The organism is Enterobacter sp. CPE_E890, assembly GCF_046521475.1.
In the GTDB taxonomy this organism is placed as follows: Bacteria; Pseudomonadota; Gammaproteobacteria; order Enterobacterales; family Enterobacteriaceae; genus Enterobacter; species Enterobacter adelaidei.
This window is the reverse complement of the sequence record NZ_JBKFZW010000001.1, coordinates 1,691,850-1,713,921: the sequence shown is the minus strand read 5'-3', so window position 1 is coordinate 1,713,921 and position 22,072 is coordinate 1,691,850. Positions and strand designations below refer to the sequence as shown.

Sequence of the window (22,072 nt, the reverse complement as noted above, 5' to 3'; positions counted from 1 at the left end):
CTGACGTGTGAATGATTATGCTGAGTTTTGAAGGCAAAGAGATTGAGACCGATAACGACGGTTATCTGAAAGAGAGCAGCCAGTGGAGCGAAGCGCTGGCGGAAGTGATTGCAGAGAAAGAAGCCATCACCCTCTCCCCCGAACACTGGGAAGTGGTGCGTTTTGTCCGCGAGTTCTATCTTGAATTCAACACCTCTCCGGCTATCCGCATGCTGGTCAAAGCCATGGCCAATAAGTTCGGCGAAGAGAAAGGCAACAGCCGCTATCTCTATCGCCTGTTCCCTAAAGGCCCGGCAAAGCAGGCCACCAAAATTGCCGGCCTGCCAAAACCGGTGAAGTGTATTTAGTAGCGAATACCGAAATTAACGTATTCCCGACCGGGTTGATGCGGTTCTGTTAACACCTTATCAACCCGCGCGCTGCGCGGACCGCCCGCTTTCAGCCACGCCACCAGCTTATCGACCTGCTCCGCTTCGCCGCAGGCCACCACCTCAACGCTGCCGTCATTCATGTTTCGCGCGTATCCCGTTAGCCCAAGCTCAATCGCTTCGCGCTGGGTGCTGTAGCGGAAGCCGACGCCCTGAACGACACCGTGAACCCAGGCGATGGTGCAGACTTTTGCCATTTTGCTTCTCCTTAACGTAGCGTTTTCGGTAAACAGCCATAGTGTTGCCGGAAACGGGCGGTGAAACGAGAACTGGAAAGATACCCACATTGTAATGCGATTTCGCCAATCGGTAATCGGGTTGACTGTAACTGTGACAGCGCAACGGCCATCCTCACCTCCTCCACAATCTGGCGAAAGCTCTGCGACTCTTCACGTAACCGTCTGCGAAGCGTCGGCACGCTCAAGGCCAGACGGCTGGCGATGTCCTGCGCGGTCCAGGCTCTGGCGGGCGACAGCATAATGAACTGCCGCACCTGTTCGGTCAGGTTAATATTTCGCTCAATAAGCAGCGGACCTGCCACGCCATCATGCAGCAAGGCAAGTAAAAGACCGAAGGCCTGATGCTTTTGTAGCGCCTCTGGTAAATCCTGACGCACGGCATGCAGCAGGTTATCCCACATAAACGCCAGCCCCTCGCTCAGTGGGGCACAGAGCGAATGTAGCGTCGTGCGCGGCCAGGATTTCAGATAATGCGCTTTAAACTCGGCAACGATCTCCGGAGACAACATCAGCAAGTCCGATCGAAACATGCCGTTCGCGGGCTGATTGATAATCTCCATCACCGTATTAGCAGGGATAATGATGAGCTCATCCCGTGTCGCCACCAGCCGGTTGTCATCCTGAACAATTATCTTACTGCCGTGCGTGATATGACAAATAGCCGGAAAAAAGAGTTTAACCTGATGCAGGCGATGCATTTTGCTGGCACTCACTTCACCCGCCGTGAGATGTTTATGTCGAAAATGGAACTCCTGCACTCCGCCATCCTTATCTACTGTAGGTCGCTGTTAACTCAGCCTTTGCCAGCACGTGACTATTGATCATAAAGCCGACCAGCGCGCCGCTGGCATTTTTGTCGACGGGCAGTTTATCCACGTCCAGGGCCCAGACGGTAATCTGATAACGGTGAGGTTTGTCCCCTGCGGGTGGACATGCACCGCCGAAACCAGAATAGCCGAAATCATTACGTCCCTGCACAACGCCGGCAGGTAATTTCTCGCCGTTCGGGTTACCGGCATCAGCGGGCAGCGTCATTGTCTTCGCCGGTATATTGGCTACGGTCCAGTGCCACCAGCCGCTACCGGTGGGCGCATCCGGATCATATACCGTGACGGCAAAGCTTTTCGTCGCGGCGGGCGGATTTTTCCATGCCAGCTGTGGAGAGCTATTTCCACCGTGGCAGCCAAATCCCTCAAACACCTGCTGTTGCGCCAACCGGCGTTCGCCAGAGATATCCTGGCTGGTAATGCGGAAAGGCGTTGCTGCTAAAACCTGAAAACTCATTGCCGCCAGAGCGGTTATTGCGATTGCACTGCGCTTTTTCATGAGGGTTTCCTTTGCTGAACCGGAAGCCCTAAGGTAAAGCATGCGACAATGCCGTAATGTGCTTAAGCGATTTGATTTTGTGCCGAAACGCTCAACGGTATCCGCAGATGATTGCGACTTGCTGAATGTGCTACTCTACGCGCCATTTCCTGAAATCGACAGAACAGCAAATTATGAGTGTACGTTTAGTGTTAGCCAAAGGGCGCGAGAAGTCATTACTGCGCCGTCATCCCTGGGTCTTTTCCGGCGCGGTTGCCCGTATGGAAGGTAAAGCCAGCCTCGGTGAAACCATTGATATAGTTGACCATCAGGGGAAATGGTTAGCGCGAGGTGCTTACTCACCTGCGTCCCAGATCCGTGCCCGCGTCTGGACCTTCGATAAAGATGAAACCATCGACATCGACTTCTTCGTCCGCCGCCTGCAGCAGGCGCAGCAGTGGCGCGACTGGCTGGCAAAACGCGACGGACTGGACAGCTACCGCCTGATTGCCGGTGAGTCCGACGGCCTGCCGGGCGTCACCATTGACCGCTTTGGTCACTTCCTGGTGCTACAACTTCTGAGTGCTGGTGCTGAATATCAACGTGCGGCGTTGATTAGCGCGCTGCAAACGCGGTTCCCGGAATGCGCCATTTACGACCGCAGCGATGTGGCGGTGCGCAAAAAAGAGGGCATGGAGCTGACCCAAGGTCCAGTGACAGGCGAGTTGCCGCCTGCCCTGCTGCCGATTGAAGAGCACGGCATGAAGCTGCTGGTGGATATTCAGGGCGGCCACAAAACGGGTTACTACCTCGACCAGCGCGACAGCCGTCTGGCGACGCGTCAGTACGTTGCCAATAAACGCGTGCTGAACTGCTTCTCCTATACCGGTGGTTTTGCCGTTTCAGCGTTAATGGGCGGCTGTGCTCAGGTGGTGAGCGTGGACACTTCGCAGGAAGCGCTGGACGTGGCAAAGCAGAACGTTGAGCTGAACAAGCTGGATGTGAGCAAAGCCGAATTTATTCGCGATGACGTCTTCAAACTGCTGCGTAAGTATCGCGATCAGGGCGAGAAATTCGACGTTATCGTCATGGATCCCCCTAAGTTTGTGGAAAACAAAAGCCAGCTGATGGGTGCCTGCCGTGGCTATAAGGACATCAACATGCTGGCCATTCAGCTACTGAACCCGGGCGGCGTGCTGCTTACATTCTCCTGCTCCGGCCTGATGACCACAGATTTATTTCAGAAAATCATCGCCGATGCCGCAATAGATGCTGGCCGTGATGTACAATTTATAGAGCAGTTCCGTCAGGCAGCCGATCACCCGGTGATTGCTACCTACCCGGAAGGGCTCTATCTGAAAGGGTTTGCCTGTCGCGTCATGTAACTTGAAAAGAGAAATATTGCCCGCACATAACGTGTAAGTCGTATTTCCCGGGAGGTGACTATGATTGCCAGCAAATTCGGTATCGGCCAGCAGGTCCGCCACACTTTGCTAGGGTATTTGGGTGTGGTCGTGGATATCGACCCGGAGTATTCTCTTGATGAACCGTCTGCAGACGAGCTGGCGGTAAACGCCGAGCTTCGCGCTGCGCCCTGGTATCATGTGGTGATGGAAGGTGACGATGGACAACCCGTTCACACCTATCTTGCTGAAGCGCAGCTGAGTAGCGAACTACAGGAAGAACATCCGGAGCAACCCACGATGGATGAACTTGCTCAGACTATCCGCAAACAGTTACAGGCTCCACGCCTGCGGAACTAAGCGTGTAAGAAAGCCCGATTATCGGGCTTTTTTTTATTACTTCGCCAGCCCCAGGCGGGGGATTTCAATCGCCGGACAGCGGTCCATCACCACGTTCAAACCAGCCTCGCGAGCCAGCACAGCAGCTTGCTCGTTAATAACCCCTAACTGCATCCACAGCGTTTTCGCGCCGATAGCGATGGCCTCTTGCGCCACTTCCCACGCCGCCTCAGAATTGCGGAAAACATCAACCATATCCACTTTCTCAGGTACGTCGTTTAGGGTGGCGTATCCTTGCTGGCCCAGTAAGCTTTTACCGGCCACCTTCGGTGACACCGGGATAACGTGATAACCCTGATCGAGAAGGTATCTCATGACCCGATAGCTTGGACGATCCGGTTTATCGCTCGCGCCCACCAGCGCAATGGTGCGCGTGGAGGTCAAAATCTCGGCAATATCGTTCTCTCTCATGGTTTGTCTCCTGGTTTTTTTCAAAGTGTACGCCAAAGCGCACATCTCAACCATCCATCCCATACAGATGTATGAGGGCAAAACCGTGAAATATGTCTATATGTTAGTAAAGATGATTTTCGAAAGATTTAGATACATTAATGCAACATCAGTATTTCTGACAGGAGCCTTCTATGAAAACCGGAATTGCCACTGCTGTGATTGCATTAGTGATGCCGGTTTGCGTCTTTGCGACCACGCTCCGGCTCTCTACCGACATTGATCTGCTGGTTCTGGACGGAAAAAAAGTCTCCAGCTCATTATTACGCGGCGCAGACAGCATCGAGCTAGATAACGGGCCTCATCAGCTGGTCTTCCGGGTAGAAAAGTCGATCGGCCTTGCTAATCATGAACAACGGATGTACATCTCCCCGCCGCTGATCGTCAGTTTTAATACCCGGCAAATCAGTCAGGTGAACATCACCCTGCCCCGCCTTGAAACGGAGAAAGAGTCTGCGGCCTTTGACACCTCGCCACGCGTTGAGCTGCTGGATGGCGATGCGATGCCCATTCCGGTGAAGCTTGATATTCTGGCGTTGACCACATCCCCTAAAGGGCCGGATTATGAGGCCGCAACCCAGACCTATAACAAAGCAGGTAAACGCGCATCGCTTCCCCAGTTTGCCACTATGATGGCAGACGACAGTACGCTGTTATCCGGTGTATCTGAACTGGATGTCATTCCTCCTCAGTCCCAAACCCTGACGGAACAACGCCTTAAATTCTGGTTCCAGCAGGCCGATCCGGATACGCGAGCCCGCTTTTTACAATGGGCGAAGCAACAACCTTCATCATAAGCCACATTTTTTTCGCCTTTCTCTTGCAGCGTCAGACAGTTCCCGTCATCGTGTAGCCAGTTAACCTGATGGATACGATTATGGAACTGACAACACGCACGCTACCTGAACGCAAACACATTGCGCTGGTTGCGCACGACCACTGTAAACAAATGCTGCTTAACTGGGTTCGCCGCCATCAGTCTTTGCTGGAAAAGCACACCCTCTCGGCGACCGGTACAACCGGTAACCTGATCCAGCGCGAAACGGGTCTTGAGGTCAATGCCATGCTGAGCGGCCCGATGGGTGGCGATCAGCAGGTAGGTGCGCAGATTTCTGAGGGGAAAATTGATGTGCTGATTTTCTTCTGGGATCCGCTGAATGCGGTTCCGCATGACCCGGACGTGAAGGCACTGCTGCGCCTTGCCACCGTCTGGAATATTCCAGTGGCGACTAACCTTTCAACGGCGGATTTTATCATCGAATCGCCGCAGTTTAACTCGCCGGTTGATATCCTTATTCCGGACTACCAGCGTTATCTGTCTGAAAGATTAAAGTAAATTTTAAGCCGGGTGGCGGCTACGCCTTACCCGGCTCACAAAAACAAGCCTGACGTCGTTATGGCTTGCGCGCTACCGGCACATCAATATTCTTCAGAATATCAACAAACACCGACGGCTCTTCTTTATTGAACAGCAGCCACACGCGGTGACGCGCGCGGGTGATGGCCACATACAGCAAACGCCGCTCTTCGGCATCCGGGAAATCTTCCGGCATCGGCAGTAAAGCCTGCTCCATGACTGACTCACGAGCCGGAGCCGGAAAACCGTCGCTACCGTCTTTCAGCCCTATCACAATCACATAGTCGGCCTGCTGGCCTTTACTGGCGTGGATCGTCATAAATTCAAGCTGCAGTTTCGGCCAGCGCGTGGCCGCTTTCTCCAGCGCTGCGGGTTTCAGATGATGGTAGCGGGCCAGCACCAGAATACGTTCATCGGGCTTCGCATAGCCGCTGAGCTTGTCCAGCAGCGGTTCAAGTTGGTCATCCGCCAGCAGGGTGACCGCTTTTTTATCTCCTGGCCGCAGGCTATTAAGCGGCTTGGCCAGCTGATGCGGGTTCTGCTGGATAAAGCGATTGGCGATTTCACCAATACGGGAATTGAAGCGGTAGGTGGTATCCAGATCGCTACGATCGCCTTCACCAAAATAGTGATGAAACGCGGTGGTCAGCGAAAGCTGCGCGCCGCTAAAGCGGTAGATGGCCTGCCAGTCATCCCCTACGGCAAACAGAGAGGTATGTTTATTTTGCGCCCGTAACGCCGAAAGCAATGCTGCGCGTTGCGGTGAGATATCCTGGAATTCATCCACCAGAATATGTTTCCACGGGCTGACAAAGCGCCCCTTCTCAAGAATGATAATGGCCTGATGGATAAGGCCAGAGAAATCGACAGCATTTTCCGCCTTCAGAGCAGTTTTCCAGGCTTTTAGCATCGGAGCCATCAGTTTAACCCGCTTTGAAAACAGATCGCGGATCTCCTCCGGCGCACTTTCAATCATTTCAGCCTGCGATCCGCCGTGCATTCGCATCAGGCTTACCCAGCGGTCAAGTCTCGAGCCCAGTCGACGCGCCAGTTTTTCATCCTGCCAGAAACTGCCCTCAGGCACCTCCCAGTTGAGTTCTTCCTCCAGCCACTGACGCCATCCTTTCGCCTGCGCCTTTTTCTCACTGCACTGCTGGCGCCATGTTTTGATAAACAAAGCCTGACGCGCCTGCGTGTCGTTTTCGAGTTTACTCACTGCAGGCACTTTTTTGCTGCCCTGCTGAATGATGTACAACGCCAGAGCATGGAAGGTTCTGGCCGTAATATCCCGGGTGTGCAAGCGTTCCTGGATACGCTCGTCCATCTCCTCGGCAGCTTTGCGGCCAAAAGCCAGAAGCAGAATTTGTTCAGCGACGGCTTCCCCGGTTGTCAGCAGCCAGCCCGCGCGCGCCACCAGCACCGATGTTTTACCGCTCCCGGCCCCTGCGAGCACCAGCAAGGACTGCTCACCGTTAACCACCGCACGTGCCTGGGCGGGATTGAGTGGTGAAGATTCAACCGTACTGAAAAAATCGGCGTATCGGGTGAGCATTGTGTCAGTCCAGGCCTGGTTATGGGCGAACCGGCTCTTATCCATATCGCTTAGCCAGGCCTGACACTGACGCCAGGCATCGCGGCAATTGTCGAACTCATCGAGACGCGTCACGGATACCGGCAGCGCGGAGAGCGCCTGCCTGATTTTTTGCTGTAACCCGGCGGTCTGCTGGCGGGTAAGCCATGTTTGCTGCGCGTTGCTTTGCGCAATATCATCCAGCACCTGCTGCAGTACCTGGGCGGCAATCACGCTCATGTCCTGGCTCCACTGCTGCCAGAGCGCATTCAGATGATGATGGAAACGCTGGGTCTCCACCCACTCGGTGCCGTGAAGACGCACGACTTTATCATCAGGCAGAACGAACTCCAGTTCCCCCCACACCAGCCCACGTTTGCAGTGGATAGCCAGAAGTTGATTAAACGGAATAAGGTATTCATGGCGTTCTCCGGAGACTTTCACCCCGGCATTGAGGAGAACAACCCTGTCATAGGGGTGTTGCGCCAGGCGTTTGCCTAATGAAGTTGCTTTAAGTTCCATGTCCCGCCAAATCCACGAAGAGATAATTTACCTGACAGTTTAACTGCCAGTTTTAAGGTGCTCCAGCCTAAAAAAACGTTACAATCATCAGGCGTTAATTTTATCGAAAGGAAGTGAGGATTTATGCGTACCGTTCTGAATGTGTTGAATTTTGTACTGGGGGGTTTTGCCACCACCCTTTCCTGGCTTTTTGCCACGCTGGTGAGCATCGTCCTGATTTTCACACTCCCTCTGACCCGCTCATGCTGGGAAATCACCAAACTCTCCTTCATCCCGTATGGAAATGAAGCCATCCACGTTGACGAGCTGAATCCCGAGAGCAAAAACGCGTTGATGAACACGGGCGGCACCCTGCTCAACATTCTGTGGCTGATATTCTTCGGCTGGTGGCTGTGCATCATGCATATTTTTGCGGGTATTGCCCAGTGCATCACGATTATTGGTATTCCGGTCGGGATCGCGAACTTTAAAATCGCCGCGATCGCCCTTTGGCCCGTCGGGCGCAGGGTTGTTCCGGTTGAAGTGGCTCAGGCAGCACGTGAAGCAAATGCTCGTCGTCGTTTTCAGTAAATAAGGACTGGCCGCGCTTATGCTAAGCCCACTGCTTCGCCGTTATACCTGGAACAGCACCTGGCTTTATAACGTCAGGATTTTTATCGCGCTTTGCGGCACTGTAGCTCTGCCGTGGTGGTTGAATGATGTCAAGCTCACCATTCCGCTCACGCTGGGGGTGGTTGCGGGGGCGCTGGCGGATCTGGACGATCGTCTGGCCGGACGTTTGCGTAACCTGGTGATTACGCTGGTCTGTTTTTTTATTGCGTCCGCTTCCGTTGAGTTGCTCTTTCCGTGGCCCTGGCTGTTTGCCCTGGGTCTTACGCTCTCAACCAGTGGCTTTATTTTGCTGGGCGGCCTTGGGCAGCGCTATGCCACCATCGCGTTTGGTGCATTGCTGATCGCCATTTACACCATGCTGGGCGTTTCCCTGTACGACCAGTGGTACCAGCAGCCGGTTCTGCTGTTGCTGGGCGCCATCTGGTATAACCTGCTGACGCTAACCGGTCATCTGATCTTCCCGGTACGCCCTCTGCAGGATAACCTTGCCCGCAGCTATGAACAGTTAGCTCACTATCTGGAGCTAAAATCCCGGCTTTTCGACCCGGATATCGAGGAAGAAAGCCAGGCCCCGCTCTACGATCTGGCTCTGGCAAACGGCCAACTGGTTGCCACCCTTAACCAGACCAAAGCGTCACTGCTTACCCGTCTGCGCGGCGATCGCGGCCAGCGTGGGACGCGAAGAACCTTACACTACTACTTTGCCGCCCAGGATATACATGAGCGTGCCAGCTCCTCGCATGTTCAGTATGCCGCCCTGCGAGAAAAGTTTCGCTACAGCGACGTGATGTTCCGCTTCCAGCGTCTGCTGTCCATGCAGTCCCAGGCATGCCAGCAGCTCGCACGCTCTATTCTGCTGCGCACGCCTTATCAACATGACCCCCGTTTTGAACGTGTGTTTAGCCATCTTGATGCAGCCATTGACCGCGTTCAGGCCAGCGGAACATCACCGGAACATATTAAAGCTCTGGGATATCTGCTGAATAACCTGCGGGCGATAGATGCTCAGCTGGCGACCATTGAGTCAGAACAGGCGATGGCGCTACCCGGTAGTGATGCGGAAAATCAGCTTGCGGATGACAGCGTCCACAGTTTTAGCGATATGTGGCTGCGGCTGAGCCGCAACTTTACGCCGGAGTCGGCTCTCTTTCGCCACGCGGTGAGAATGTCGCTGGTATTGTGCGTCGGTTATGCCTTTATCCAGATAACCGGGTTGCAACATGGCTACTGGATCCTGTTGACAAGCCTGTTCGTTTGCCAGCCGAACTACAATGCCACCCGACACCGCCTTGCGCTGCGTATTCTCGGCACGCTGGTCGGTGTCGCCATTGGACTGCCGGTCCTCTATTTCGTGCCGTCCGTTGAAGGCCAACTGATCCTGATCGTGATCACCGGTGTGTTGTTCTTCGCCTTTCGCAATGTGCAGTACGCCCATGCCACCATGTTCATCACGCTGCTGGTTCTGCTCTGCTTTAACCTGCTGGGTGAAGGGTTTGAAGTCGCCCTGCCCCGCGTGATTGACACCCTGATTGGCTGTGCGATCGCCTGGGCGGCTGTCAGCTTTATCTGGCCAGACTGGCGTTTCCGTAATTTGCCGCGCGTGTTAGACCGGGCTATGAATGCCAACTGCCGGTATCTTGATGCCATCCTTGAACAGTACCATCAGGGCCGCGATAACCGTCTGGCTTACCGGATCGCACGCCGGGATGCGCACAACAGCGATGCAGAACTGGCCTCGGTTGTCTCTAACATGTCAACGGAGCCTCGTGCCACCGCAGAAATTCGTGAGACGGCATTCCGCCTGCTCTGTCTGAATCATACCTTTACCAGCTATATTTCTACGCTGGGTGCCCACCGTGAGAAACTCACCAACCCGGGTATCCTCGCCTTGCTGGATGACGCAGTCTGTTATGTCGATGACGCACTTCATCACCGGCCAGCCGATGAACCGCGTGTTCAACAGGCTCTGGATGAACTGGCTCAACGCATTGCCCATCTTGATCCAGGAAACGACAGCAAAGCGCCACTGGTTCTTCAGCAAATTGGTCTGCTTATCGCTCTGCTGCCAGAAATTTGCCGACTGCAACAGCAAATCGCTACCTGGAGGAGTGATTCTCCTGTGGCTCAGGCAGCGCATTAAACCACTCCGTCAGCTCCCGGCGTATTCCCGCCGGGAGTGCCGCTTCATGAAGTCCCTCAATGGCACCTTCCAGCGCGAAAAGCACTTTAATACTGAGTGCTTTATTTCTTGCCCGCATCTTCAGCCAGCTCGCTTTCGCACCAAGCGTCCGAAGCGTTTCTTCATCGGTAATACCCGCTTCAAAAAGCAAGACTTCAAGCTGAAACGTCAGGTTCGGGAGATCCTTAAGCCGGTTTCGTTGATGACGCTGAGAGCGCTCTTTTCTTGCCGCTCTCAGTGCGAACGAGGAGAGTTGAAGCAGCCGCTCTCTGTCCTGCCACAATCCGTCATCCACGCGATAATAGTTCAGAAGCACTGGACGCCCCCGTTTCATGAGTGTCAAAAACGAGGCGGCATTCTTTACACAGTATTTCGCACTTTCCTCACAGGCGCGGAGGTAGAGTTCTCCCTCTGACACCATGGCAAAGACTGCATCATCCACTGCCAGGGTATAGCCTCCGAACAGTGCCCGATGTTGAATGTCCCCCAGCGGAGACAGATATTCTTGGGATTTATAGATCCGTTCATAAGATATCTTTTTCATGATATTTCCTTATAAATCAAAAATTAACAACGATGTTTCTTACTAGCGGATCCGTTAGCAGGAAAATAGGCAACTTATCGCTGTTGGGCAAGATGATTTTTCAAGGGGCATCAATATTGAATGAATTTTGCGAGTCGCTTTCCGAAAATGAGGTTGATCTTTATGCATACAGGAGTTACTGTATATTCATACAGTAACTACAGGGCTGGAATGAATATGCACACTTCAAGCTATGCAAATCGCTCAACCTTTATCACTTCTACCGCTGGCAACGTAGCGCAGAACACCGTCGGCAGTGTTTCGACAGGGCTTATCAGCGAAGTGGTTTATCGTGAGGATCAGCCTCTGTTAACTCAACTACTGCTGCTGCCGTTATTACAGCAGCTTGGTCAGCAGTCTCGCTGGCAGCTTTGGCTGACGCCACAGCAAAAACTGAGCCGGGAATGGGTTCAGTCCGCTGGCCTTCCGCTGGCAAAGGTCATGCAAATTAATCAACTCTCTCCTTGCGATACTGTTGAGTCGATGATCCGGGCTTTACGCACCGGAAATTACAGTGTAGTGATTGGATGGTTACCAGAGGAATTGACGGAAGAGGAACACTTTCGTCTGACTGAAGCGGCTGAAGAAGGGAATGCGATCGGGTTTATAATGCGCCCGGTTCGTCCAGATTCTTACCGCAGAGGACAACTTTCTGGGCTAAAAATTCACTCAAATTTGTATCATTGAGTGAAATTAGGATTTTTCCTGGAATTTTTTTCGACCACAAGATGTGCTTTTAGTTCCCGACCACAAAATTGCGGCAAGGCTTGTCTGGTGCGGTTCTCCTTAATTTTATTGCACAAAATTCGCGCGAAAAATGTTAAATAATAGGTATACGGAACTTTTTTTTTCATATGCCTGACGGACTTCACACTTGTAAGTTTTCAGCTACGTTGTAGACTTTACATCGCCAGGGGTGCTCGGCCTAAGCCGAAGATATCGGTAGATTTATATTTGACCACGCCCCCGGTGAAGGATTTAACCGTGATTCTCTTTGAGACTATCATGGCGAATTTTGGATGATAACGAGGCGCAAAAAATGAAAAAGACAGCTATCGCGATTGCAGTGGCACTGGCTGGCTTCGCTACCGTAGCGCAGGCCGCTCCGAAAGATAATACCTGGTATGCAGGTGGTAAACTGGGTTGGTCTCAGTTCCACGACACCGGCTGGTACAACAGCAAACTGAACAACGATGGCCCGACTCACGAGAGCCAGCTTGGTGCAGGTGCGTTCGGTGGCTATCAGGTTAACCCGTATGTTGGTTTTGAAATGGGTTACGACTGGTTAGGTCGTATGCCATACAAAGGCGACACCGTAAACGGCGCTTTCAAAGCACAGGGCGTTCAGCTGACCGCTAAACTGGGTTACCCAGTAACTGACGATCTGGACGTGTACACCCGTCTGGGCGGCATGGTATGGCGCGCTGACTCCAGCAACAACCAGACTGGCAGCGACCATGACACCGGTGTTTCCCCAGTATTCGCTGGTGGCGTTGAGTGGGCTATGACCCGTGATATCGCTACCCGTCTGGAATACCAGTGGGTTAATAACATCGGCGACGCTGGCACCGTTGGTGTTCGTCCTGACAACGGCATGCTGAGCGTAGGTGTTTCCTACCGTTTCGGCCAGCAGGAAGAAGCAGCACCAGTTGTTGCTCCAGCGCCGGCTCCAGCTCCAGAAGTACAGACCAAGCACTTCACTCTGAAGTCTGACGTTCTGTTCAACTTCAACAAGGCAACTCTGAAACCAGAAGGCCAGCAGGCACTGGATCAGCTGTACTCTCAGCTGAGCAACCTGGATCCTAAAGACGGTTCTGTAGTGGTTCTGGGCTTCACCGACCGTATCGGTTCTGACGCTTACAACCAGAAACTGTCTGAGAAACGTGCTCAGTCTGTTGTTGATTACCTGATCTCTAAAGGTATCCCAGCTAACAAGATCTCCCCACGTGGTATGGGCGAATCTAACCCAGTTACTGGCAACACCTGTGACAACGTGAAAGCTCGCGCTGCACTGATCGACTGCCTGGCTCCAGATCGTCGCGTTGAGATCGAAGTTAAAGGCATCAAAGACGTTGTAACTCAGCCAGCGGCATAAGTTATCGTCTTATAAAAAAACCCCGCAATGCGGGGTTTTTTATTATCTGAAGAAAACAAAAGTCTATTTTTTGCCCAACAATGCCTGAAGGTCGTTCTTCAGCGTCGACATCTGGTTAGCGTACTTCTCTTTATGCTCCGCATCCTCAATCAACTGCACAATCGTTTCCGACAGCGTTTTACCACGCCGTTGTGCCAGCCCCGCCAGGCGCTGCCAGACCACGAACTCAAGGTCGATTGATTTTTTGCGAGTATGTTGATGCTCCGCATTAAAATGTCGTTTGCGTCGCGCGCGGATAGTTTGCTTCATTCGGTTCAACAACGCAGGATTGATGTGCTTCTCAATCCAGCCGTTAACCTGTACCGGTTCATTTTCGAGGGTCAGCAAAATATCCACGGCTTCTTGCGCAGCGCTGGCTTCGATGTAGCAGGTGATCAACTCCCCTTCACGGTGCTTTTTGACCAGGTACTTCCATTTCCAGCCGCTTTCGAGATTTTCCAGTTGTTGATATTTCATTGCGATCTCAGTGTTACCACGTAACTCTGTTCAGAATATCAGTTTTTTAGCAATCTGCTGAAAAGAAATCATATATGTGAGTGAATGCAGGCAATCCCCCTGTCGAAATCCCCAATCCTGCTTGGGTAGTCCCCCTCGCTTACGGTATACTCCACGCTTTTACATCTGACTAAAAAACATCAACTTTGACCATTACGAAACTTGCATGGCGTGACCTTGTTCCGGATACCGAGAGCTATCAGGAACTGTTTGCACAGCCAGATCTCGCAAAAGAACACGAATTCATCCTTAGCGATACGCAACCACGTTTGCATTATGCGCTGGAGCAGGTGTTAAGCCCATGGGCAACGGCACCTTTCATGTTGCTTAAAGCCCCGGAAGAAGCGGAGTACCTGACGCTTGTCGGGGACGCCATGCGCCAGTTGCAGCCGGAAACGAATGCCCTCTTTGGCGGCGAATATCGTATCGCGGGACATGATGTCACTTTCGAACCGGCAGTTCAGGCGGATGGCCGTTTTGCCGCTAAAGGCGAAGTGATTACCGCTAACTGGGTCGAAGCGGAACAACTCTTTGGTTGTCTGCGCCAGTTTAATGGTGAACTTTCGCTGCAACCGGGGTTGGTGCATCGCGCCAATGGCGGTGTACTTATCATCTCACTGCGTACCCTACTCTCGCAGCCGCTGTTGTGGATGCGTCTGAAAACGATTGTGAACCAGCAACGTTTTGACTGGGTCGGCTACGATGAGTCCCGTCCTCTGCCTGTCTCTGTTCCCTCTATGCCTCTGTCGTTGACCGTCGTGCTGACGGGTGACCGCGAATCTCTGGCAGACTTCCAGGAGATGGAACCGGAACTGGCTGAGCAGGCGGTCTACAGCGAGTACGAAGACAACATCCAGATTGCCGATGCCGACGATATGGCGCAGTGGTGCCAGTGGGTAATGGCTGTAGCTGAACGCTTTTCGCTGCCAACACCTGCGGCTGACGCGTGGCCAGGCTTGATTCGCGAAGCGGTGCGCTATACCGGTGACCAGGAAACGCTGCCCCTCTGTCCGCTCTGGATCGGCAAACAGCTGCGTGAAGTGGGGATGATCAGCGGTAACGGTGCGTTCACCGGAGAACAGCTCACACAGATGCTGGCTCAGCGTGAGTGGCGAGAAGGCTATCTTGCTGACCGTATGCAGGATGAAATTCTGCTGGAACAAATTCTGGTCGAGACAGAAGGCGAACGCGTCGGACAGATTAACGCCCTGTCGGTGATTGAATTTCCGGGCCATCCTCGCGCAATCGGCGAACCGTCCCGTATCAGCTGCGTTGTCCATATTGGCGATGGTGAGTTCACCGATATCGAACGGAAAGCCGAGCTGGGCGGAAACATTCACGCGAAAGGCATGATGATCATGCAGGCGTTTTTGATGTCAGAGCTGCAGCTCGAGCAACAGATCCCCTTCTCCGCCTCGCTGACGTTTGAGCAGTCCTACAGCGAAGTCGATGGTGATAGCGCCTCTATGGCAGAACTGTGCGCCCTAATCAGCGCCCTGGCCGAAGTGCCCATCAATCAGAACATCGCGATCACCGGCTCGGTGGACCAATTCGGTCGTGCCCAGCCAGTGGGAGGCCTCAATGAAAAAATTGAAGGCTTCTTCTCTATCTGTCAGCAGCGCGGTTTAAATGGCAAACAGGGTGTGATTATTCCTGCTCCCAATGCACGCCATTTGAGCCTCAGTCAGGATATTCTGGATGCGGTGGAGCAAGAGCAATTCGCCATCTGGGCCATCGAAGGGATTGAGGATGCACTACCCTTACTGACAAACCTGATATGGGATGGCGAAGGGCAAACCACCCTGATGCAGACTATTCAGGAGCGTATTGCTCAGGCGACACAGCAGGATGCTCGTCATCGTTATCCATGGCCGTTACGCTGGTTAGGCTGGTTTGGTTCGAACTGATCGGACTTGTTCAGCGTACACGTGTTAGCTATCCTGCGTCCTTCACTAAAATAAGGCTTACTGAGAACATGGTAGATAAACGCGAATCCTATACAAAAGAAGATCTTCTTGCCTCTGGTCGCGGTGAACTGTTTGGTGCGAAAGGCCCACAGTTACCGGCCCCGAACATGCTGATGATGGACCGTGTCGTGAAAATGACCGAAACCGGCGGCAACTTCGATAAGGGTTACGTAGAAGCAGAACTCGATATCAACCCGGACCTGTGGTTCTTCGGTTGCCACTTTATTGGCGATCCGGTAATGCCTGGCTGTCTGGGCCTGGATGCAATGTGGCAACTGGTTGGCTTCTATCTGGGCTGGCTGGGTGGCGAAGGTAAAGGCCGCGCACTGGGTGTTGGCGAAGTGAAATTCACCGGTCAGGTTCTGCCTACTGCGAAGAAAGTGACCTATCGTATTCACTTCAAACGCATTGTTAACCGTCGCCTGATTATGGGCCTGGCGGATGGCGAAGTGCTGGTCGATGGTCGCCTGATCTATAGCGCGAGCGACCTGAAAGTGGGTCTGTTCCAGGACACTTCCGCGTTCTGATATTGCTTTTCGCAATCTCAAAAAGGCGAAACCTCCGCATTGCGGAGGTTTCTTTTTTTAAAGAGACGTTATCAGGCTATGAGTGCCCTGTCGCCGATGGCTTCTCGCCAGCCTCCAAGCCATTGTGACCTTTGGTTTATCGTCTGATAAGGACACATTTCTTTAGAACGTCCAGCGATGCCGGCCTGATAACCACGTTGATGAGCCCGTTCCAGGCGATCTCGTTTCTGTCTCTTCATGCCTCGTTTCCCTCATTCTTTTGTCTGGTGGAAAGAAAACAGTGTCTGCACAAATGCACAGGCACAGATAACGAATACCCCGAATTAGTCGCAGCGTCAATGTTCAAAATTCATACGGGTGTCATATTTGTGAGCTAGCTGGAAGATCATTTGTACAAAAATTGTGACCCGGCACAAGTAACAACCTGAAGTGAAAACGAAAAAAAAACCGCAATCAGTGGCAGACCGATTGCGGTTTTTGACGATGAATTTTACTTATGGCAGCCGGGAAATTTCCCTGGCGATACTGGCCGACTCCTGTGCCCAACCCTGAGCCAGGACTTTCACCATTTCGTCATAGCCATCTTTCTGCTGCTTCAGCTCCAGATGGAAAGGACGCTTAATCAGCTGCCCCTGATGATTCAGCAGCCACTCACCGCTGATCACCACCGCACCGTCATAACGGCCGTGGAAGCCTGTTACGGTGACGTTCAGCGTATCTTGATCGTTACCAAGCGGCTGCGAAGCGACAACCCAGCCCGGAAGCTGGCTGCCCAGATTGGCCACCAGCGTGTTGCGCAGTTGCTGATCCAGCGGGCTGGCCCACAGGTTGTTTGTCGCAATCACGTATTTCACATCGCTGGTCTGATAGACCACACCGTTACCTGCCAGATAATCTGGCACGGCAACCTGCTCAACCCAGAGCTGACGATTTCCCTGACTGGCCGTACTTTGCCCGCTATTCTGCGTACTAACAGGCAACTGGTAGTAGCTTTTATTCTCTACCCCTGAACTGCACGCCGTTAATAGCAGAGCGCCAACCATCAATAGCCACTTATTCATTCTTTTGCCCTCTTAGGCTCAGGATCCTTTTTATCTTTCGCTTCGAACACCAGCGCGTTGCTCTTCTCATTGAGCGTCTTCAGAACAGGCTGCAGTTCACGCAGGACCTGATCAAGGCGCTGCATATCAGCCACCATCTTGTTGTAAGCCGCAGAACCAGGCTGGAAGCCCTGCATACTGCGGTTCAGCTCACGCAACGTTTTCTGCATATCCTGCGGCAGTTGCTGCATGCTCTGGCTCGCTGTGATCTTGTTGATGTTATCCAGCGTGGTTTGCAGACGGCGCATCGTTGCCTGGCTTTCGCTCAGAGAGTTTGTCGCGGCTTCAATCATCGGATTCAGTGGCAGATTGTTAATCTTATCCAGCGTTTCCATCAGGCGCTGCTGGATCTGCGCCAGGCCGCTGCTCACCGTTGGGATAATCTTGTAGCCACCGAATTCACGGATACCGGTAATCGGCGGAGCTTTCGGGTAGAAGTCCATATCCACATACAGAGCACCTGTCACCAGGTTACCGGTTTTCAGCGACCCGCGCAGACCGCGTTCCATCAGTTGAGAGATGTGCGTGCCAATATCCTGATTTTCGCCAATCTGATTGACCAGACGCTCTGGCTCAATGCGGATCAGCACCGGGATGCGGTAATCATCATCCAGCACCTGCTGAAGTCCCGGAACGAAGAACGGAACCTGCCCAACCGTACCAAGACGAATGCCGCGGAACTCAACCGGTGCCCCCGGCTGCAGGCCGCGAACGGAATCTTTAAAGAACATCAGGAAGTCAACATGATCGGTATAGAGCGCATCCTGAATGCTTTTTTGATCGTCAAAGAGACGGAAAGCGGTGTTCTCTGCAACTGGCTGCCCCAAATCCAGGCCTTCCGGCACGTCAAAACTCACGCCGCCACCAAACAGGGTGGTCAGCGAGCCCATTTCAACGCGCATGCCTGCCGATGTCAGATCCACCGCGATCCCACTGTCTTTCCAGAAACGGACGTTGCTGGTGACCAGTCGATCGTTTGGTGCATTGATGAAGAGTTGATAGCTGATCGCGCGTTTCTGCGGATCAAACGTGCTTTTCTCAACCGAGCCGACGCGGTAGCCACGGAACAGGACCGGATCACCCGCCGTGAGCTGACCTGCTTTTTTGCTGTCGAGGATCACGCGGATACCCTTGGCATCAGGCGGTGCAAGCGGCGGTGAATCCAGAAGCTGGTATTTGGCTGGCGGGTTACCCTTCGCGCCAGGTTGCAGCTCAATGTAGGCGCCCGAAAGCAGCGTCCCTAAGCCACTGATCCCCTCACGTCCCACCTGAGGCTTAACCACCCAGAACACGGAATCGCCATGCAGCAGTTTTTCCATGCCAGCATTGAGGCGCGCCTTGATTTCCACATGCGTTAAATCATCAGTCAGGGTTGCGCTTTCAACTACACCCACATCCACGCTGCGGCTCTTGATGGTCGTTTTACCGCCCTCAATCCCCTCGGCATTGGTGGTAATCAGCGTCACTTCCGGCCCCTGATGGCTGTAGTGATAAAACAGGATCCATGCCCCGATCAGCGCCGTCACGATGGGGAAAATCCACACCGGTGACCAGTTCTTGACCTTCTGCACTTTCGCCTCTCCACTCTTATTTTCCATGCTCTTACTCTTCCTCATGGCTTGATTCAGGCTCACGATCCCACGATAAACGAGGGTCGAAGGTCATGGCCGCAAACATAGTCATAATCACGACCAGTGCAAACATTAAAGCCCCCATCGCGGGATAAATACTCATCAATCCGCCCATCCGCACCAGTGCAGAGAGAACGGCAATAACAAACACGTCAATCATTGACCAGCGTCCGACAAACTCGACCACTTCATAAATCAGGTGCATGCGTTCGCTGTCGCGTTTACCGTGACCTTTCGCATCCCAACAGAGCCAGGCGATCGCGATCATTTTCAGGGTTGGCACCATAATACTGGCGATAAAGATTACACCGGCAACCGGATACGAACCTTCACCCCACAGCAATATCACCCCGGCCAGGATCGTCGAGGGCATTTTGTCGCCCAGCAGATCGGTGATCATAATCGGCAAGATATTGGCTGGCAGATACAGCATGACAGAGGTCACCAGTAGTGCCATCGTCCACTGCAGGCTGTTTTTACGCCGTACGTGCCCTTTCGTTTCGCAGCGCGGACAAACGTCGAGATCGGCGGGCAGCACGGCGGTACAGCACGGACACGAGCGTAGCCCCTGACGAATACCGGGCACCCCGACCTTTACCGTCTGCGCAAGCGTCGGCGCTGGTGCGATATCGTCCCACGCCCAGCGCCTGTCCACACACTGGAAGGCGCGCAGCTGCAGGACGCAGTACAGACACCAGGGGATAAAGCTGCTGCCAATCCCCACGTCGCCATACGCCATCAGCTTCACGAAACTGACCAGAATCCCCGCCAGAAAGATCTCGGCCATCCCCCAGCTTTTAAGCTGAAAAAGGATACGCGCGAGTTTGATTTTCAGTGACGACGGCATCCTGACACGGTTCACCAGCAGCAGGATAACGACCAGGCAAAAAGCCGGGACTATCTGGACGAAGAGCAGAAAAAAGGTGCCGAGGCTGGCGTAATCTTCTGAGAACATCACGCCCGGGATTTCGAGCAAATCGACCTGGCTGGTAATTCCGCCCACCTTCATATAGATGAACGGGAAGAGATTGGAGAGCAGCAGCATGAATAATGCTGCCAGAGCGTAAGCAGTGGGACGCTGCCGCGGTGCGTCCCACTCGGTTGTCAACGTTGCGCCGCAACGTGGACACAGCGCTTTATGTCCGTGACCAAGCTCTGGCAACGCCACGAGCATGTCGCATTGCGAGCATAATATATGCCTGTCGGCATGGTGCTGGTCACACATATGTTATCCCTGTTTATGCGCCGTTTTTCAGAGACTCAAGGTACTCCCAGCGCTCAAATGCTTCTTCCAGGGCCTTTTCAGCCGCGGACAGTTCAGCCAGTATTTTCTGAGTATAGTCGTGCGATTGGGTAAAGAATGTCGCATCAGCAACCTGAGCTTGTAGATCTTCAAGCGTGGCCTCCAGCTCTTCCAGACGCTGAGGTAGCCCCTCCAGTTCGCGCTGCAGGTTATAGCTTAGTTTAGCCGAGCTTTTCTTGACAGTTTCTGCTTTTGTTACAGCAGGTTCAGAACTTATTTTGGACTTTGACTGTTTCTGCGCCAGAGACTGCGACTGCTGCCCTTTTGCATCGTGATAACCGCCGACATACTGACCAATTCGCCCTTCACCTTCGAAGATCCAGCACTCGGTCACGGTGTTATCCACGAATTGACGATCGTGGCTAACCAGCATCACCGTCCCCTGATAACCGTCGATCAGTTCCTCCAGCAATTCCAGGGTTTCGACATCCAGGTCGTTCGTAGGTTCATCGAGAATCAACAGGTTACTTGGCTTCAGGAACAGACGTGCCAGCAGAAGACGATTGCGCTCACCGCCTGACAGCGCGCGTACCGGCGTCATCGCACGTTTCGGATGGAACAGGAAGTCCTGCAGGTAGCCCAGCACATGGCGCGGCTTGCCGTTTACCATCACCTCTTGCTTACCTTCAGCGAGGTTATCCATCACCGTTCTGTCCGGATCCAGCTCTGCGCGGTGCTGATCGAAGTAGGCCACTTCAAGCTTGGTGCCGCAGTGGATACGACCGCTGTCAGCCTGCAATTGACCCAGCATCAGTTTCAACAGCGTGGTTTTGCCGCAACCGTTCGGACCAATCAGTGCAATTTTGTCCCCACGCTGAACCTGCGCCGAGAAGTCTTTCACCAGCACTTTACCGTCGACCTGATAGTTAACGTTTTCCATTTCGAAGACAATCTTGCCGGAACGGGACGCCTCTTCCACCTGCATTTTGGCGCTGCCCATCACTTCGCGGCGCTCGCTACGCTCACGGCGCATCGCCTTCAGCGCACGAACGCGGCCTTCGTTACGTGTACGACGGGCTTTGATGCCCTGACGGATCCAGACTTCTTCCTGTGCCAGCTTGCGGTCAAACTCCGCATTCTGCAGCTCTTCCACGCGCAGGTTTTCTTCTTTTTCCAGCAGATAGGTATCGTAATCGCCAGGATAGGTAACCAGTTTGCCACGATCGAGATCGACAATGCGCGTCGCCATATTGCGAATAAACGAACGGTCGTGAGAGATAAAGATGATGGTGCCGCTGAAGGTTTTCAGGAACCCTTCCAGCCAGTCAATCGCTTCGATATCCAGGTGGTTCGTCGGTTCGTCCAGCAGCAGCACCTTCGGTCCGCTGACCAGAGCACGGCCCAGTGCCGCTTTACGCAGCCAGCCGCCGGAGAGCGCTGACAGCTCCATATCGGCTTCCAGACCGAGCTGTGCCAGCACTTCATTAATACGGTTTTCCAGCTGCCACAGACCGTGGTGATCGAGCATCTCCTGCACTTTCGCCAGTTCGTTGAGGTTCTTATCGCTCGGGTCAGTCATCACCAGATGTGAAATCTCGTGATAACGCTTCAGGTATTCAGCCTGCTCAGAAATACCTTCAGCCACGAAATCGTAAACGCTGCCGGTCACATGACGCGGCGGGTCCTGCTGCAGGCGAGAAACGATAAGATCCTGCTCGTAAACAATACGCCCGTCATCCAGACCCTGTTCACGGTTGAGGATTTTCATCAACGTGGATTTGCCCGCGCCATTACGGCCCACCAGACAGACACGCTCGTTATCTTCGATATGCAGCTCTGCATTATCGAGAAGCGGTGAGTCGCTGAAAGAGAGCCACGCGCCGTGCATACTAATTAAAGACATTTAT

General features: G+C 53.3%; 23 protein-coding genes. 11 read left to right on the top strand and 12 right to left on the bottom strand.

From position 1 onward, the window contains the following. Positions 1–17 precede the first annotated feature (17 nt). Positions 18–347: a sulfurtransferase TusE gene (gene tusE, locus ACLHV9_RS08395; protein ID WP_028019201.1), complete on the top strand. Its 330-nt coding sequence runs from the start codon at positions 18–20 to the stop codon at positions 345–347. Here the strand turns inward: tusE and yccX are convergent. The 3 genes from yccX to ACLHV9_RS08380 are packed head-to-tail and all read right to left on the bottom strand — an operon-like array spanning position 344 to position 1,993. Beyond that, the gene (gene yccX, locus ACLHV9_RS08390; RefSeq protein ID WP_108090325.1) at positions 344–625 is read right to left on the bottom strand and encodes an acylphosphatase; all 282 of its coding nucleotides are present in this window, start codon (positions 623–625) and stop codon (positions 344–346) included. The genes tusE and yccX overlap by 4 nt on opposite strands. Positions 626–636: 11 nt before the next feature. Next, positions 637–1,425, bottom strand: a complete 789-nt coding sequence (locus tag ACLHV9_RS08385; protein ID WP_108090326.1) for an AraC family transcriptional regulator — start codon at positions 1,423–1,425, stop codon at positions 637–639. A gap of 10 nt (positions 1,426–1,435) precedes the next feature. After that, positions 1,436–1,993 carry a kinase inhibitor gene (locus ACLHV9_RS08380; protein ID WP_049006713.1) on the bottom strand — a complete coding sequence of 186 codons (558 nt, stop codon included), beginning with the start codon at positions 1,991–1,993 and terminating at the stop codon, positions 1,436–1,438. A gap of 173 nt (positions 1,994–2,166) precedes the next feature. Here ACLHV9_RS08380 and rlmI point away from each other — a divergent pair, with 173 nt between their 5' ends. Both rlmI and hspQ read left to right on the top strand, forming a co-directional pair. Continuing rightward, on the top strand, positions 2,167–3,357 hold the full coding sequence (gene rlmI / locus ACLHV9_RS08375) for a 23S rRNA (cytosine(1962)-C(5))-methyltransferase RlmI (protein ID WP_407220372.1): 1,191 nt from the start codon (positions 2,167–2,169) through the stop codon (positions 3,355–3,357). 60 nt (positions 3,358–3,417) lie between these two features. Beyond that, positions 3,418–3,735: a heat shock protein HspQ gene (gene hspQ / locus ACLHV9_RS08370; protein ID WP_008499919.1), complete on the top strand. Its 318-nt coding sequence runs from the start codon at positions 3,418–3,420 to the stop codon at positions 3,733–3,735. A 36-nt stretch (positions 3,736–3,771) separates the two neighbouring features. Here hspQ and ACLHV9_RS08365 read toward each other — a convergent pair whose 3' ends face one another. Continuing rightward, positions 3,772–4,185 carry a CoA-binding protein gene (locus tag ACLHV9_RS08365; RefSeq protein ID WP_407220371.1) on the bottom strand — a complete coding sequence of 138 codons (414 nt, stop codon included), beginning with the start codon at positions 4,183–4,185 and terminating at the stop codon, positions 3,772–3,774. 173 nt (positions 4,186–4,358) lie between these two features. Here ACLHV9_RS08365 and csgI point away from each other — a divergent pair, with 173 nt between their 5' ends. Together csgI and mgsA are read left to right on the top strand one after the other, a co-directional pair. Beyond that, complete coding sequence (gene csgI / locus ACLHV9_RS08360) at positions 4,359–5,021, top strand: curli synthesis inhibitor (protein WP_028019207.1); 663 nt, start codon at positions 4,359–4,361, stop codon at positions 5,019–5,021. Between the two features lie 80 nt (positions 5,022–5,101). Further along, on the top strand, positions 5,102–5,560 hold the full coding sequence (mgsA, locus tag ACLHV9_RS08355) for a methylglyoxal synthase (RefSeq protein ID WP_049006707.1): 459 nt from the start codon (positions 5,102–5,104) through the stop codon (positions 5,558–5,560). Positions 5,561–5,618: 58 nt separating this feature from the next. Here mgsA and helD read toward each other — a convergent pair whose 3' ends face one another. Then, positions 5,619–7,673 (bottom strand): DNA helicase IV, encoded by a 2,055-nt coding sequence (helD, locus tag ACLHV9_RS08350; protein ID WP_134707404.1) that lies wholly within the window; start codon positions 7,671–7,673, stop codon positions 5,619–5,621. Between the two features lie 123 nt (positions 7,674–7,796). Here helD and ACLHV9_RS08345 point away from each other — a divergent pair, with 123 nt between their 5' ends. Next, the gene (locus tag ACLHV9_RS08345; protein WP_023335159.1) at positions 7,797–8,243 is read left to right on the top strand and encodes a YccF domain-containing protein; all 447 of its coding nucleotides are present in this window, start codon (positions 7,797–7,799) and stop codon (positions 8,241–8,243) included. A 19-nt stretch (positions 8,244–8,262) separates the two neighbouring features. Next, the gene (gene yccS / locus ACLHV9_RS08340; protein WP_028019210.1) at positions 8,263–10,425 is read left to right on the top strand and encodes a YccS family putative transporter; all 2,163 of its coding nucleotides are present in this window, start codon (positions 8,263–8,265) and stop codon (positions 10,423–10,425) included. On the opposite strand, the gene ACLHV9_RS08335 is transcribed toward yccS, so the two are convergent. Beyond that, complete coding sequence (locus ACLHV9_RS08335; RefSeq protein WP_028019211.1) at positions 10,382–11,008, bottom strand: TfoX/Sxy family DNA transformation protein; 627 nt, start codon at positions 11,006–11,008, stop codon at positions 10,382–10,384. The two genes, yccS and ACLHV9_RS08335, sit on opposite strands and share 44 nt — an antisense overlap. A 216-nt stretch (positions 11,009–11,224) precedes the next feature. Here ACLHV9_RS08335 and sulA point away from each other — a divergent pair, with 216 nt between their 5' ends. Together sulA and ompA are read left to right on the top strand one after the other, a co-directional pair. Further along, positions 11,225–11,734, top strand: coding sequence for an SOS-induced cell division inhibitor SulA (sulA, locus tag ACLHV9_RS08330; RefSeq protein ID WP_028019212.1), 510 nt, complete (start codon positions 11,225–11,227; stop codon positions 11,732–11,734). Positions 11,735–12,086: 352 nt separating this feature from the next. Further along, a complete protein-coding gene (gene ompA, locus ACLHV9_RS08325; RefSeq protein WP_108090330.1) occupies positions 12,087–13,142 on the top strand; it encodes a porin OmpA in 1,056 nt (351 codons plus the stop codon). Positions 13,143–13,205: 63 nt separating this feature from the next. Here ompA and matP read toward each other — a convergent pair whose 3' ends face one another. Beyond that, positions 13,206–13,658 (bottom strand): macrodomain Ter protein MatP, encoded by a 453-nt coding sequence (gene matP, locus ACLHV9_RS08320; RefSeq protein WP_008499929.1) that lies wholly within the window; start codon positions 13,656–13,658, stop codon positions 13,206–13,208. A 185-nt stretch (positions 13,659–13,843) separates the two neighbouring features. Here matP and ACLHV9_RS08315 point away from each other — a divergent pair, with 185 nt between their 5' ends. Further along, on the top strand, positions 13,844–15,604 hold the full coding sequence (locus ACLHV9_RS08315) for a Lon protease family protein (protein WP_108090331.1): 1,761 nt from the start codon (positions 13,844–13,846) through the stop codon (positions 15,602–15,604). A 68-nt stretch (positions 15,605–15,672) separates the two neighbouring features. Beyond that, entirely contained in the window at positions 15,673–16,191 is a 519-nt protein-coding gene (gene fabA, locus ACLHV9_RS08310) for a 3-hydroxyacyl-[acyl-carrier-protein] dehydratase FabA (RefSeq protein ID WP_008499931.1), read from the top strand. Between the two features lie 71 nt (positions 16,192–16,262). Here fabA and rmf read toward each other — a convergent pair whose 3' ends face one another. From rmf to ACLHV9_RS08285, 5 genes are all read right to left on the bottom strand, one after another. Next, positions 16,263–16,430: a ribosome modulation factor gene (gene rmf / locus ACLHV9_RS08305; protein ID WP_013097261.1), complete on the bottom strand. Its 168-nt coding sequence runs from the start codon at positions 16,428–16,430 to the stop codon at positions 16,263–16,265. A 255-nt stretch (positions 16,431–16,685) separates the two neighbouring features. Then, complete coding sequence (gene pqiC / locus ACLHV9_RS08300) at positions 16,686–17,252, bottom strand: membrane integrity-associated transporter subunit PqiC (protein ID WP_028019216.1); 567 nt, start codon at positions 17,250–17,252, stop codon at positions 16,686–16,688. Further along, positions 17,249–18,889 (bottom strand): intermembrane transport protein PqiB, encoded by a 1,641-nt coding sequence (gene pqiB, locus ACLHV9_RS08295; RefSeq protein WP_028019217.1) that lies wholly within the window; start codon positions 18,887–18,889, stop codon positions 17,249–17,251. Before pqiB ends, pqiC begins: the two co-directional genes overlap by 4 nt. Before the next feature lie 4 nt (positions 18,890–18,893). After that, entirely contained in the window at positions 18,894–20,147 is a 1,254-nt protein-coding gene (gene pqiA / locus ACLHV9_RS08290; RefSeq protein ID WP_028019218.1) for a membrane integrity-associated transporter subunit PqiA, read from the bottom strand. A gap of 13 nt (positions 20,148–20,160) precedes the next feature. Continuing rightward, entirely contained in the window at positions 20,161–22,068 is a 1,908-nt protein-coding gene (locus ACLHV9_RS08285; RefSeq protein ID WP_028019219.1) for an ABC transporter ATP-binding protein, read from the bottom strand. Positions 22,069–22,072: the final 4 nt, after the last annotated feature.